At 48.7% G+C, this 13,129-nt stretch carries 14 protein-coding genes; 5 read left to right on the top strand and 9 right to left on the bottom strand.

Going from position 1 to position 13,129, the window contains the following annotated elements; translation table 11 throughout:
* Positions 1-19: 19 nt before the first annotated feature.
* Both BUB81_RS03180 and greB read right to left on the bottom strand, forming a co-directional pair.
* Positions 20-2,353, bottom strand: coding sequence for a Tex family protein (locus tag BUB81_RS03180; RefSeq protein ID WP_073318719.1), 2,334 nt, complete (start codon positions 2,351-2,353; stop codon positions 20-22).
* A gap of 183 nt (positions 2,354-2,536) precedes the next feature.
* A complete protein-coding gene (greB, locus tag BUB81_RS03175; protein ID WP_073318048.1) occupies positions 2,537-3,025 on the bottom strand; it encodes a transcription elongation factor GreB in 489 nt (162 codons plus the stop codon).
* 240 nt (positions 3,026-3,265) lie between these two features.
* Here greB and BUB81_RS03170 point away from each other — a divergent pair, with 240 nt between their 5' ends.
* The gene (locus tag BUB81_RS03170; protein ID WP_073318045.1) at positions 3,266-3,550 is read left to right on the top strand and encodes a hypothetical protein; all 285 of its coding nucleotides are present in this window, start codon (positions 3,266-3,268) and stop codon (positions 3,548-3,550) included.
* Positions 3,551-3,842: 292 nt separating this feature from the next.
* On the opposite strand, the gene fkpA is transcribed toward BUB81_RS03170, so the two are convergent.
* Positions 3,843-4,610, bottom strand: a complete 768-nt coding sequence (fkpA, locus tag BUB81_RS03165; protein WP_073318042.1) for an FKBP-type peptidyl-prolyl cis-trans isomerase — start codon at positions 4,608-4,610, stop codon at positions 3,843-3,845.
* A gap of 345 nt (positions 4,611-4,955) precedes the next feature.
* On the opposite strand from fkpA, the gene BUB81_RS03160 reads away from it, so the two are divergent.
* From BUB81_RS03160 to BUB81_RS03145, 4 genes are all read left to right on the top strand, one after another.
* Entirely contained in the window at positions 4,956-5,903 is a 948-nt protein-coding gene (locus BUB81_RS03160; RefSeq protein ID WP_073318716.1) for a WD40 repeat domain-containing protein, read from the top strand.
* Complete coding sequence (locus BUB81_RS03155; protein ID WP_073318038.1) at positions 5,900-6,145, top strand: SlyX family protein; 246 nt, start codon at positions 5,900-5,902, stop codon at positions 6,143-6,145. The genes BUB81_RS03160 and BUB81_RS03155 overlap by 4 nt, the downstream gene beginning before the upstream one ends.
* A 205-nt stretch (positions 6,146-6,350) precedes the next feature.
* Complete coding sequence (locus BUB81_RS03150; protein ID WP_073318035.1) at positions 6,351-7,535, top strand: S1 family peptidase; 1,185 nt, start codon at positions 6,351-6,353, stop codon at positions 7,533-7,535.
* 14 nt (positions 7,536-7,549) lie between these two features.
* Positions 7,550-8,122, top strand: a complete 573-nt coding sequence (locus BUB81_RS03145; RefSeq protein WP_073318032.1) for a hypothetical protein — start codon at positions 7,550-7,552, stop codon at positions 8,120-8,122.
* Positions 8,123-8,192: 70 nt separating this feature from the next.
* Here BUB81_RS03145 and BUB81_RS22335 read toward each other — a convergent pair whose 3' ends face one another.
* From BUB81_RS22335 to BUB81_RS03115, 6 genes are all read right to left on the bottom strand, one after another.
* Positions 8,193-9,080, bottom strand: a complete 888-nt coding sequence (locus BUB81_RS22335) for a hypothetical protein (protein WP_245819102.1) — start codon at positions 9,078-9,080, stop codon at positions 8,193-8,195.
* Between the two features lie 114 nt (positions 9,081-9,194).
* Positions 9,195-9,818 (bottom strand): DUF1294 domain-containing protein, encoded by a 624-nt coding sequence (locus BUB81_RS03135; protein ID WP_073318029.1) that lies wholly within the window; start codon positions 9,816-9,818, stop codon positions 9,195-9,197.
* Positions 9,819-9,835: 17 nt separating this feature from the next.
* Positions 9,836-11,584, bottom strand: a complete 1,749-nt coding sequence (locus BUB81_RS03130; RefSeq protein ID WP_073318027.1) for a flotillin family protein — start codon at positions 11,582-11,584, stop codon at positions 9,836-9,838.
* Between the two features lie 21 nt (positions 11,585-11,605).
* Entirely contained in the window at positions 11,606-12,238 is a 633-nt protein-coding gene (locus BUB81_RS03125) for an OB-fold-containig protein (protein ID WP_073318024.1), read from the bottom strand.
* Positions 12,239-12,319: 81 nt separating this feature from the next.
* Positions 12,320-12,829, bottom strand: coding sequence for a YgjV family protein (locus tag BUB81_RS03120; protein ID WP_073318021.1), 510 nt, complete (start codon positions 12,827-12,829; stop codon positions 12,320-12,322).
* A gap of 52 nt (positions 12,830-12,881) precedes the next feature.
* Positions 12,882-13,088 (bottom strand): YheV family putative zinc ribbon protein, encoded by a 207-nt coding sequence (locus BUB81_RS03115; protein WP_073318018.1) that lies wholly within the window; start codon positions 13,086-13,088, stop codon positions 12,882-12,884.
* Between the last annotated feature and the right edge of the window lie 41 nt (positions 13,089-13,129).

Below are 13,129 nucleotides of genomic sequence, written 5' to 3'. Positions count from 1 at the left end.
GTTTTTGGTTTATGTGTAACTATTTTTGTTTTGCTTTGGCAAACGCATCGGCAAAAGCATTACCCATCGCACTATTACCTTGCGAGGACGGTTTGCCCTGTCCGCGGTTGTTACTGGCTCTTGGCTTAGCGCCTGATTTGGCTGGTTTGCCACCTGGCTTGTTGCCTTTTGCCTGTGGGGCCGGCGTGTCATCCATTCGCATGGTAAAAGAAATACGCTTGCGCTGCGTGTCGACTTCCAGCACCTTCACTTTAACAATGTCACCCGCTTTCACCACTTCTCGCGGATCCGAGATAAACTTGTTGGTCAGCGCAGATATGTGTACCAGACCGTCCTGATGCACACCAACATCAACGAACGCACCAAAGTTTGCAACGTTGCTTACTACACCTTCCAGAATCATACCGGGCTTCAGGTCGGCGATGGTTTCTACACCTTCTTTAAAGGCTGCGGTTTTGAACTCGGGACGAGGGTCGCGCCCAGGCTTATCCAGTTCTTTGAAAATGTCTTTCACTGTAGGGACACCAAAGGCGTCGCTGACGAACTCTTCAGGGTTGAGCTTGCGCAGTAAGTCCGTATTACCAATCAGGTCATTTACCGCTACGGCAGCTGTGTTTACGATAGCATCAACCACAGGGTAGGCTTCCGGGTGCACCGCTGACGCATCCAACGGGTTCGTGCCGTTCACAATACGCAGGAATCCCGCGGCTTGTTCAAAGGCTTTGGGTCCCAGGCGCTCTACAGATTTCAGGTCTTTACGGCTGGCAAATGCGCCGTTGGCGTCGCGGAAATTAACAATGTTCTGAGCCAGAGTTTTGTTCAGGCCTGATACGTAGCTGAGCAGTGCTGGAGAGGCGGTATTCACATCGACACCTACCGCGTTTACGCAGTCCTCAATAACCTGATCCAGCGATTTGCCCAACATGCTTTGGCTTACGTCGTGCTGGTACTGACCGACCCCAATGGCTTTCGGCTCAATCTTAACCAGTTCTGCCAGTGGATCCTGCAGACGACGAGCGATAGATACCGCACCACGAAGCGACACGTCCAGCCCGGGTAATTCTTTTGATGCCAGTTCAGACGCTGAGTAAACCGAAGCCCCTGCTTCGCTCACCATGATCTTTTGCGCGCCCAGTTCCGGGTTTGCTTTTAGCATTTCGGCTACCAGCTTATCGGTTTCCCGTGAACCGGTACCGTTACCGATACTGATTAATTCCACTTTGTGTTGTCTGCACAGATTTGCCAGCGTGCGTTGGGACTTATCCCACTGGTTTTGCGGCGCATGCGGGAAGATAGTGGTGGTACCTACTACTTTACCTGTGGCATCCACAATGGCGACTTTCACGCCGGTACGCAGACCCGGATCCAGCCCCATAGTGACTTTTGCACCGGCGGGTGCAGCCATCAGCAGATCGTTGAGGTTCTTGGCAAAGACGTTGATGGCCTCTTCCTCGGCTTTTTCGCGCAGCTGACCAAACAATTCGGTTTCCATGTGCAGCGCGATTTTAATTTTCCAGGTCCATTGCACAACCTGTGCAAGCCAGCTATCTGCCGGGCGGCCCTGGTTACGGATATTGTAGTGCTCAGCAATTAAGTGTTCACAGTGTGAGGTTTGCCCTGGTGCTTCTTCCTGTCCCGGGTCGGCAACCAGTTGAATGTGGAGCATGCTTTCGTTGCGTCCGCGGAACATCGCCAATGCGCGATGCGACGGTACATTTGCCAGCTTTTCACTGTGATCAAAATAATCACTGTATTTTACGGCGGCGGTTTCCTGCCCTTCCACAACACGACTGCGGATATGCGCATTGTCGTTAAGATAACGGCGGATTTTCGCCAGCAACGCAGCGTCTTCAGCGAAGCGCTCCATCAGGATATAACGTGCGCCTTCGAGTGCTGCTTTGGTATCTGCTACACCGTTGTCGGCAGTGACGTAAGTTTCAGCGGTGCTCTCAGGGTTTAATGTAGGATCGTTGAACAACGCATCTGCCAGTGGCTCCAGACCAGCCTCGATGGCGATTTGGCCTTTAGTCCGGCGACGCGGCTTATACGGCAGATACAAGTCTTCAAGTGTTGTTTTGTTGTCTGCTTGCTGGATCTGTGCGGCTAACTCGTCGGTAAGCTTACCCTGCTCGGAAATGGACTTTATGATGACCTGGCGACGGTCTTCCAAATCACGCAGGTATGTCAGGCGCTGTTCCAGCGTTCTCAACTGGGTGTCGTCCAGTCCTTGCGTAACTTCTTTACGGTAACGGGCTATGAACGGTACGGTAGCCCCTTCATCCAATAGTTTTACTGCGGCTTCAACCTGTTTAGGGTTAACGGCAAGTTCGTTGGCAATGGTATTTGTTATCATCATGGAATTCAGGCGGTAGTCGATAGTTATGGAAAGTGACCCTTTCCTACCTTAATGCGATCGTTGTGAGACTGAGCAACACGCTGCTAATTCTAACTGCTTCATAGGCGAATCAACAGGCTATGCCCGTTATATTTGGGCCTGAGTATAGCATCGAATACTCGGGTGTCACATCGGTTTGCCCTATATCTTGTCAGTGGTGTCGTACCATATTTTATTGATCCACCAATCAAAACGGCCCGCTTCAGTCACCACCGTTACCTCGTCATCTGCTTCTTTGCCAATCAGGGCTCTGGCCATGGGTGCATCCACTGAGATCACATCCTTGCGATCAAAGATTTCGTCGTAACCTACAATGCGTATTGTCAGTACTTTACCGTCGTCATTTTCCAGCTCTACAAATGCGCCGAAAAATACCTTTCCTTCCTGTTGAGGGTGATAGTCAACCACTTTAAGGTTTTCCAGACACTTGCGAAGGTATCTGACACGCCGGTCGATTTCTCGTAGCTTCTTTTTGTTGTACTGGTAGTCAGCGTTCTCACTGCGGTCGCCCAAACTGGCGGCCCAGGTCACCTTACGGGTGATCTCCGGACGCTCTACGCGCCACAGGTAATCCAACTCATCACGGAGTTTTTGATAGCCCTTTCGGGTAATTAACGGTGTTTTTGCCATAAGTTGTTATAAAAAGTTAAAAAAATACCGGAAACAGACGATAACTTGTGTAGCATATTAGCGACAAATGCTGTAGCTTTGGTGAATAAATCACATTAATGACTACAATCTATACTAAAGGTCCATGGTGGCTCGCTGCTAAGTCGATTAATGTAACTAAAATGTAAATTAACTGAACGATGTCACATTTGAAGTGACTAATGAATTACTGGCATCGACTTTACCTGAACTGAAGAGATTATGCGTCAACCAACTGAAAATGAGCAACCAAACAATGCAGAGTCATCGCTTCGGCATGCGTCTGCGGGTGTGCTTGGCCTGGCGTTAATGGGATTCGTATTGCTGATTACCGGTGTATTGATGTTTGCTCTGACAACTATCGAAGCACTGACACAACACGAGGACACCAAAACCATTATTTCCATACTGGTGGGTCTTGGTATGTACCGCTTAGGCAAGCTGGTTCTTCAAAAAGTGGGTAAATTCAAACTGCCTCCTGACCGCCGCCGTAGCGTCCTGTCTTAACGACATTATTGTCGTTATAAACACGTCGTTTTTAGAACGAATCATTCCTAAACAATGACCACTTTTCGCTGGATAAGTCAGCGCCTTGTACTATCTTTATAGAGACAAACAAACACTGTCTGACAAACATTGCCCGAATAACTATTTGGGCGCATCCATTGGCCTAAACGTTAAGGCTGTAATGGTGCAGAAAAGTAGGGACTCACAGACAAGCAGGGACTGGTGCTGTAAAAAAGCCGACATATTACTGTCGGCTTTTTCCATTTTTTCGGTACTGGTGACGCCAGGCTTATTACTCGCCCTCTGCCTCAGCTTCCGGTTTCACCACTTCTAACAACTCTACTTCAAATACCAATGTAGAGTTTGGTGTGATGTTACCTGTAGCACGTTCGCCGTAAGCCAGTTCAGAAGGAATAAAGAAGCGGGTTTTACCGCCTTCTTTCATGGTTTGAACACCTTCCGTCCAACCAGGGATAACACGGTTCAGTGGGAATACCGCAGGTTCGCCGCGAGAGTAAGAAGAATCGAACTCAGTGCCGTCCAGTAAAGTACCTTTGTAGTGTACTTTTACCGTATCAGTTGCAACCGGGCTGGCGCCTTCACCGGCAACCATTACTTCGTACTGTAGGCCAGATTCAGTGGTGACAACACCGTCTTTCTTGCCATTTTCAGCCAGGAATTCTGCACCTTTTACCAGGTTTTCCTCTGCAAGCTGTGTTGCCATTTCCTGTTGCTTGGCGCGCATAGCTTGCTCGCCAGCTTGGGCCAATTGCTGAATTTCGTCAGTTTCGAACAATAACGTGTCGTTCATACCGTCTTTCATGCCTTGCATGATCGCCGCGGTATCCAGACCTTCGCCAAACTGCTCCATTTGCTTGTTACGTGTGAACACGAACATACCCATGCTTGCACCCATCGCGTAGGCTTGCTTTTGGGCGTCAGTCATTTCTTCTTTTTTAATGGCAGGGGCAGCTGCTTGTTCAGTTGCACTTTGCTGAGGCTGACATGCCGCCAGACCCAATGTTGCGATTAGCGAAAGGGCAACAATCGACTTTTGCATAAACTTCTCCGTTATAAATTTAATCCGGCAATTCGCATAGCCCACAATAGCCCGCATCAACTGCCGTATGTAAAGGTAATTTTTTCGCGTCCGATAATATACTCAGGTACTGTAACACGCTTGGTATAAAAAACGAGTCCCCACCGATGAATTACCGGTTACAACCGGCTAGTGAATCACATTGCACTACGTGTGCGGTGTTTTACAATGGGGGTATACCTTTATATTTGTGACCTGGGCTGATTAAACTGATCGGTTAAACAGGTCAGCCAGGGTAACAACAAAACGCTTATGACCACGATAACTGCAAAATCGTTCCTTCAATTTTTACCAGGTTGTCTGCTGATGCTGGGCTTGTATGGCTGCACGGTGCCGGGCACAGAGCCTGATAACAGCTGGAGGCTGGTTGAAGAAGGAGCTTATGCCGCCGATATTTCGCCAGACGGTCAACTCAGTGTGGTGTCGGGTATCAACAATGGTATTCATGTATGGCGCTATGGCGAGGCACAGCCCTTGTTTCAGTGGAGTCATCAGGGGGAAGGTAATAATCTGGTTGCCAGTGTGCACATAGGCGCAGACAGCCAGTACGCAGTAACGTCAGATCGAGAAGCCTTTGCATTGTGGAGTTTAACCAGCGGGGAACCAGTAGGGTTCTGGCGAATTGATGAGTCCACTATTCGCGATATTGCGGTGTCTAATCAAGGGCGTGGGGTTTTAGTCGGGCGTTCGAATGGCAAAGTGATGTACTTCGAACCGGTATCTGGCCGTCGAATTGAATTTTTAGGGCATCAGGAACGCGTTAACAGTGTGGATATCACCCCGAATGGCAACTATGCCTTAACGGGAGGCAATGATTATGTGGCGTATTTGTGGAGTACGCAGACCGGGCAGGTAATCCACACATTTACGCATCCAAGCAGAGTGACTCTGGTAGCACTGGATGATGCAGGACGCTATGCCTTTACCGCAGATAGTCAGCAAAAATCCCAGATTTGGAATGTACAAACAGGTGAACCTGTCAGTCAATTGCAGTATATTGCGCGCCAGAAAATCTTTACCGATGCGGTGTTTTCTGAAGATGGTAAGTACTTGCTAACCGGTGCGCCGTCCCGACGAGTTTATGTGTGGGATGTGCAAACGGGTGAGCAAGTGGCTGAATGGAAAGTGGCGCCGCGAGAAAATATGACCCCGCCGTCTGCGGTGGTTTATGCCGTAGGCTTTATTGACCCCCAACATGTGTTGTCAGTGAGCAGCAGCGGATTAGCCGAACTTTGGAGTAATTCATCACTATGACTTCTGAATCACAACAACTTGCCGACGAGCTTGCGGTCGCAAATCAAGCCATAGAAGAACTGCAAACCAAACTGGCGTTTCAGGAACATACCATCGATGCGCTGAATGATGCCTTGTCTTCTCAGCAGCGTCAGCTTGAAAAGATGGAATTTCAGTTGAAGCACGTCATCGACAAAGTAAAAGGCATGGAGCCGTCAAACATTGCCAAAATGTCGGAAGAAACGCCGCCACCGCACTATTAGCGCGGTGAAAAATATTATTTTTTCTCTGCATGTGCGGGCAAATAACTTCATCCAAAGTAGGATTTAGCCGCTCTTTACTTTTCAGCGAAGAGTGGCGCATAATCGTTCAACAAAAGGCAGAATGGACTCGCGTCTGCAACATCAACACACTGTCCTACCTTGCTTTTTAGCGAAAATTCCTATCTACCAACGGATTGTAATTTACATGAAAAAAATAGCAGTTGTACTCATATCCCTCATCCTGTTGGGGTGTGAAGCCACGCCTGTACAAAATGCGTCACAGGTAAAAACGAAAAGTAAACTCAACCCGGACATTCAACTCCCATTAGATGTGTCTGTTGCTTACTACGTTGATAAAAGCAAACCTGATAGAAAAATTAACTTTTATGGAAAACTGGAAGAAGCAGCAGAACTGGTTGTTAAAGACTTTTTCTCGAACAGCGAAAAGTTGTCTTCCACCAGTGATTTTGATTACTTAATTCAACTGGGAGCTGTGAGCGACTGGGACTTTGTCTGGGGCGGTTACGAGTCTGATCTTGAGCTTGTGATCAAAAACCGCAACGGCGATACCGTATTTAAGCGCCAGGTACAGAGCAGTGCCAGCGGAACGGGCGGGGTGTACGATTTTAACGCGGTGTATAACGCCTTTGTGAAAAGCATTAAAGAAAACCTCATTGATTTCCTGAACAGTCAGGATCGCAATTTGGTTGCTACAGCATCTGAAGCTGACCAACCCGTTTCAATTAAGGATTTCTTTGACGACATTAACCCTGAAGGCTCGGGTACCGGGTTTTACATTGATAAAAACGGTACGCTGGTGACCGCTGCTCATGTAGTAAGCGAGTGTATTCTAGTTGAGGTGAAACACAAAGGCCAAACTCACGCTGCAACCATTGCCAAGTCAAGTGAGTTACTGGATTTAGCCGTACTGACGACGGAATATCAGAACCCGGAAAGCATCTCGATCAGTGAAGAACTCGATGTAAGCTTAGGTAAGCCTTTGTTTGCGACAGGCTTCCCATTGTCTAACTTGCTGTCTGATTATCCTTCGCTTACCGTGGGTAACGTTACCTCACAAGGCGGATTAAAGGGAGCAAAAGGCAGTTTTCAGTTTTCTGCGCCAGTACAGCCGGGTAACAGCGGTGGTGCTGTGGTCGACTACAGCGGTCAGCTTCTGGGGGTCGTTTCTGGCTCTCTGAACCAACGCATGATGCTGACTAACGCCGGTACGACATCGCAAAATGTGAACTTTGCCATTGGTACCTCACTGCTTGCGAAGTTCCTGAACAAAGGGGGCTTCTCGTACAGCACCAATGCGCCGGCAGCGAGTTTTGAAGAGGCATCAAAACAAGCCGTTGAATATACCAATCAAGTTTTATGCTACCAATAAGGGAGTCTCGAACAATGAAAATGTACCGATTTGCCGTAGCATCGTGTTTATTGAGTGTCGCCGCCGTATCTCATTCATTCGCGCAGGACACTGAAGCGGCTATCTTCAACTACACCCACGAGGGAAAGGCGTACCCGCCGGTGTTTTTTGTTACCAATGTTGAAGACAAGTTGATTAAGGAAAAACTAGAAGAATACAAAGCGTTTACTGCATTGGATGACAAGGCTGTGGGCCTGCCTATTGGCGTGCGTGTGCTGAAAGGACACCGCACGAAACAGGATGGCACCCAGTTTTCGTCACTGATGCTGTCAGCCAGTACCCTTGGTATTATCCCGGTTGTATCGAACAAAGAGTTCAAAGTTCGCTATGACGTGTTTGTTCAGGGACGGTCAATTGAGAGTTTTGAGTACATGATGGACTCCACGGACGTGAATAACTTTTGGACATCGGCGTACAAAGAGCATCAGACCACGCCAACGGAAGAGCAGTTCTTGCTGGATACCCTGCCGCAGTTCCTGAATGAGTTAAGTAAATCTGATATTTCTCAGGAAACCTTTGCTGAATACTGGGAGTATTTCGGCGAGTAACAAGCATTGAATTTGCAGGGGCTGGAAGTATCACGGCCCCTGTTAGTTACGCCTTATTTGTGGGCAGGGGCTATTTCCCTGCCAACAAAACCTGTAGCCAACGAATGTCCTCTGGCCCCAGTTTTGCCTTAGCGTGCTTTTCTGGATCGGCCAATATCTCTTTATACACGTGGCTTATAGCCACTTCCGTCAGATGCCGCCAATCACAATGCTCAAGCGCAGGTAAACTGGCGTTTGCCAGATTAGGGTCATGCAGCGGATCGTGCTCCTGCTCATTGGTGCGCAGTGCAAATTCCAGTTCGTTGAGGATAGGGTTAGTCACTTTGAGCGTGGTGGCAGCAGCAAACTGGGCGAGTACGTGCTCTTCGGCCTGTTTCGCCTTGTGCTCAATCTGCGCCCGCGTGGCTTTTTCTCCAAGTGGTTTTAATCCATGACGAGATAACATGCCTGAAATACTCGGGAGCACTGCTTTCAGTGCTATGCCGGCGCCGATGAGAGGATTAAAAATTGCTGCTAATGCGCCCACCGCCAACATGCCGTAAGTGAGCTTGCTGTCCATGGCGTCAATATCGTCGGCCAGTTTTTCCAGGGTGCTTTGCGTATTGCTATTGGTATCAAAAGCCATGCTGCGGGCAGTTTCCACCATATGCAAACGCAGTGCGCCCTCGTAATGCTCGTTAGGAAAATGAAATACGCGCCGTTTTGGCAGGTCATTTATCTCCGGCGAGCCTGATGGCAATGTACGCATGGTGTGCAATGAAAAGCCAATATCACAGGTGTGATTAGGAATAACAAAGTAATGCTTTTCATCGTACTGTACGTCCTGTGGCTCGCTGCGTTCAAGGGACACAATAACCGGTAAAGCGCCTATATGCTCTTTTACCATCCCTAGCTTGGTATCCAGCTCCGCTTTCGCCGCATCCCAGCTTTTACTAACTCGGTTGAGCCAATCCTTCATGTAACGCTATTTCCATTTGTGTTGTAAGCAAAGTGTACGCTTATAAAACAACCAGGCACTTACTTTCTGTTTGGGAGTACAGCAATGAGTATTCGTAAAGAAAGGCACTGACTGCTAAATCGAATGTAGCAGCGACTGCCCTGACTCGGTAAACACATAACTCAGCGCAGCAAGATTAAGTGCCACCATGCACCAAAATGTGACCTTAAATGTGGTTTTGCTGGATTTATGACGTAGGGTGCGCTGCGCTACATACGCACCAGGCCAGCCGCCGAGCAAGGCAATGAGCTGTAGGTGGGCTTCAGGGGTTCGCCATCGGCCGTGTTGCGCCGCTGACTTGTCCCAGGCATACATCAGAAATGCCAGCAAACTGGCGCCTGCATAAATGAACATCAATTCAACCGGTATTGTGCGAAGTACAGTCAGTGCAACCAGAGCAATGCAAAACGCCAACGTGCCCAAAATAGCGGGTTTACTGCTGCCTGAGGAGCGCTGCGATTTTGATTTACGGGTATGGCCGGATTTATGATCTGCCAGCAACATGACGTTAACTGCTTTTGCCTTGCCGTCTGTCTGCTGAGCTACTTCATACACGATGATGTCACCGTCAACAGGGCGTCTGGAACGACGCGAAAAGGCGCTGATGTGCACAAACGCCCGCAGGCCGCCGCCATTGGGCTGCACAAAGCCAAATCCTTTGGCATCGTTCCAGTTACTTAGCTTTCCCTGGTGTTTCAAACTCTGAAACCCTAGACTTAACTGGCTTTCGGTGTTTCAGTTGTTTCTTCCGTCGCCGAGGCATCGTCAGTGGCGTTCGCCGGCGTTAAATTCCCATCGATAATGGCATTGCCGTGTAACAGGTCTTCCAGCGTCCCTTTTTCTTTGTCTACCAGACCTACTTCACGAAGTAATGAGTCCACCAATGGTGCGTTAGCGCGGTAGTTCAGTGCTGCTCGGGTCACCTGATCAGACAGGCTACCGCCTTCGTTGTGCGTGCTGCCTACGCCACCCGCGCCGGCGTTATACCCTTGCAGGATTTTAATGCCATCGATGTTTTCCAATGGCTTAACGGCACTTGCAATGATCTCTGGTAGAACTTTGAGTACAGCCAATGAACGCTGCAGGTCGATTTGCTCTTCTTTCAGGGTATTTTCGGCGTCATATAACGCTTTCTTACCCGCGGCTTCTACCGCAAAGACTTTTTCATCGGCTTCTGCTTGCAGTTTCTTGGCGTCGGCAGAGGCTTTAGCTTCGGTTAGAATGGCTTCTGATGTATTGATGGCCGCTTCGCGTTTGGCTTCGGCTTCTACGGTAATGTTAACCGCTTCACGCTCTGCCTCTTTACGGGCATCTATCACTTCGATTTCCATTCTACGGTTTGCTTCCGCGACCTGACGTGCCGTGATAACCGCTTCTTCTTTCTCTACTTTCAGCTTCTCGGCTTCCGCGGCTTTCGCGCGGGCTGCAGATTCTTCTTCCGACTTGTTCGCAATGGCGATTTGCTTGTTTTGCTCAGCCACTTCTAACTGTTGCAGTTGCTGAATACGCGCTTCTTCAATAGCCCGGCGCTTTTCAATTTCGCGGGCTTCGATGTCACGGTCTTTTTCAATTTGTGAGGCAGCAATGGCTTTGTCTTTAGCAATCTCGGCCTGGCGCTCTTCCCGCTCTTTCTCTTCGCGCTGCTTGGAAATTTCTGCTTTTTGCTCCTGGCGTTTGAATGCCAGTGCTTGTTCTTGCAGAATTTTAGCTTCTTCTTCGTCACGCTTGATGTTTAACGATAGCTTTTCCGCTTCCAGGTTACGCTGTTCAATCTGAATGCGGTTTTCCTGCTGGATGTCGTTGGTTTCTTTGCGCTTTTCTTCAATGATTTTGGCCAGGCGAGCACGACCTTCGGCATCGAACGCATTGTTTTCATTGAAGAACTGCAAGTCGGTCTGGTCGAAGCCGGTTAAGCTTACCGATTCCAGCTCTAACCCGTTTTTCTCCAAATCGTTCGCTACACTTTGCTGAACTTTTTGTACAAAGTCGGCGCGCTGTTCGTGCATTTCGGTCATGGTCATTTCAGCTGCAACGGCACGAAGCACGTCAACAAACTTCGATTCCATCAGCTTTTTCACTTCTTCGGCACGGGTGGTGCGTGTGCCAAGTGTTTGCGCGGCCATCGAAATGCCACTGGCATTCGGCGCTACGCGCAAATAGAAGTCGGCTTTCACGTCAACCCGCATGCGATCTTTAGTGATCAAAGCGTCTTTCTGTGTTTTTTCCACTTCAATACGCAGGGTATTCATGTTGACCGGAATGATTTCGTGTACCACCGGCAGTACAATGGCGCCACCGTCTTTAATGACTTTCTCGCCACCTAAACCGGTTCGCACGAACGCAGTTTCTTTAGTGGCACGCGTATACAAGCGCGCAAATAAAAAGCCAACTGTGATAGCGGCAATAAGGGCTGCACCGGCCGTAAACAGAATAGCGGGGAGGTTACTCAGATCTGTCGAATCCATGCTTACTACTTCCTTTGAGGTTTAAAGTTCTATATAGCGGGTGGCCAGCCAGCTGTGGTGTTGCTTTTTCACCAGCACCACCTTGTCGCCTTGTTGAAATATGTCTTTGGGCTCAATGGGTTCAACCAGCAAATAGTGGGGCTGTTCAAACGCATCTAAAAATTTGGCTTCTGCCGGGCTGGCGGCTCTTGCCGTGCCCACTGTGATATGACCTACGGAACCGACTAATTGTTCCGAGCTGGTGGCAGACGACTCGTGTTTCGGCAATAAACGGGCAATTACCCCGCCTAAACGCGCAGTAATGATCAGTGCGGCAATAACCGAAATGGTAACAACAATAAATACCGGGAAGTGTCCGCCAATCGCAGACTGAGAAACCATATTGGTGAGAATGCCAATGATACCGAAAGAGGTAAGTAGAATAACCAGCCACACCATGAGTGGCAGGCGGTCGAGTGACAACCAGCTGGCAAGTGCGGTCAGACTGCCTGCTGATGCGACGGCATCGGCGTCGAAATCAACCTGGTCGTCGGCAAGGCCAAGCAGGCTAATGCCCATAAGCGTCCCGACGACTTCCATAACAAACAGTGCTGCAACAATACCGAGCGCACAGCTAAACCAAAAATTGGCGTCGCTAAGAAAAAATGACAGCATTTCCACCGTCCCTGATGGTCTTAACAGGCAATCAGTGTAGTCATTTTTTTAGGCTGGGGCAAAAATTTTAACGCCGGTTAATTAGTTGGTTATCTGGGCTTTTTTAAGGATATACAGTCGCCAGATGGTAAAGCTGTTTACCATCAACAAAGTAGCTTCCAGCATGGTGCCACCAATCGACCCGACAATAATGTTATTGGTGAGCCAGCACAGTGCGCCGCATAAAAACGCCAGGCGCATTTTTATGCCCGATAGACAATACAGCGCATAAGTGCCAATGCAGGTACCAATGATAGGAAATAAGTCATACCACACATCGGCGAAATACAATCCGATAGCCAGTGTCATGACGATAAAGATATACGCCACCGTGCGGGAGCGGGTTTTAATCGACAACCCGGTTCGAACCACCGACAGCAAGGCACTCAGGCACGCAGTAAACGCACCCAGCAACGCAAAATGCAGGGCGTGATTTAAGTTCATCACCACCATCATAATGCGCAGGCGCTGATCGTTTTTTTGGTAAAAGCACAAAATGCCAAGCACAAAGCTTAGCAAGCCAAATGCTTGAGCCAGATTAAATTCAGGCATAACTAGAATTACCAGACTGTAAGTAAATACTTACTCTTTAAAAAACTGGATGTTAGTCGGGCTTAAATACGCCAATGACGTTTTCGGTACCACGACTTGCAGACTGCACATTTGCCTGTGGCTGGGATTCCGTGTAATCACATTCCACACAAGCCAGTTTCTCAACGTTGTTTTCAAAGTACAGCATAATGGTGTCTGTGGCTTTGCAATTCGGGCAGGTTGCACCGGCAACAAACCGTTTTCGCTGACGTTTACTCATAATACACACCACAATTATTCATTAATGAAATACGCCCTCAC

The organism is Marisediminitalea aggregata (assembly GCF_900129565.1).
In the GTDB taxonomy this organism is placed as follows: domain Bacteria; phylum Pseudomonadota; class Gammaproteobacteria; order Enterobacterales; family Alteromonadaceae; genus Alteromonas; species Alteromonas aggregata.
The sequence above is the reverse complement of the archived record's forward strand: the minus strand, read 5'-3'. Positions and strand labels throughout refer to the sequence as shown.

Coding starts and splice junctions, on each gene's coding strand:
- fkpA (WP_073318042.1), bottom strand. CDS start 4,610: ATGCAAAAGTCGATTGTTGCCCTTTCGCTAATCGCAACATTGGGTCTG.
- BUB81_RS03115 (WP_073318018.1), bottom strand. CDS start 13,088: ATGAGTAAACGTCAGCGAAAACGGTTTGTTGCCGGTGCAACCTGCCCG.
- BUB81_RS03120 (WP_073318021.1), bottom strand. CDS start 12,829: ATGCCTGAATTTAATCTGGCTCAAGCATTTGGCTTGCTAAGCTTTGTG.
- BUB81_RS03160 (WP_073318716.1), top strand. CDS start 4,956: ATGCTGGGCTTGTATGGCTGCACGGTGCCGGGCACAGAGCCTGATAAC.
- greB (WP_073318048.1), bottom strand. CDS start 3,025: ATGGCAAAAACACCGTTAATTACCCGAAAGGGCTATCAAAAACTCCGT.
- BUB81_RS03125 (WP_073318024.1), bottom strand. CDS start 12,238: ATGCTGTCATTTTTTCTTAGCGACGCCAATTTTTGGTTTAGCTGTGCG.
- BUB81_RS03170 (WP_073318045.1), top strand. CDS start 3,266: ATGCGTCAACCAACTGAAAATGAGCAACCAAACAATGCAGAGTCATCG.
- BUB81_RS03155 (WP_073318038.1), top strand. CDS start 5,900: ATGACTTCTGAATCACAACAACTTGCCGACGAGCTTGCGGTCGCAAAT.
- BUB81_RS03145 (WP_073318032.1), top strand. CDS start 7,550: ATGAAAATGTACCGATTTGCCGTAGCATCGTGTTTATTGAGTGTCGCC.
- BUB81_RS03180 (WP_073318719.1), bottom strand. CDS start 2,353: ATGATAACAAATACCATTGCCAACGAACTTGCCGTTAACCCTAAACAG.
- BUB81_RS03130 (WP_073318027.1), bottom strand. CDS start 11,584: ATGGATTCGACAGATCTGAGTAACCTCCCCGCTATTCTGTTTACGGCC.
- BUB81_RS03150 (WP_073318035.1), top strand. CDS start 6,351: ATGAAAAAAATAGCAGTTGTACTCATATCCCTCATCCTGTTGGGGTGT.
- BUB81_RS22335 (WP_245819102.1), bottom strand. CDS start 9,080: ATGAAGGATTGGCTCAACCGAGTTAGTAAAAGCTGGGATGCGGCGAAA.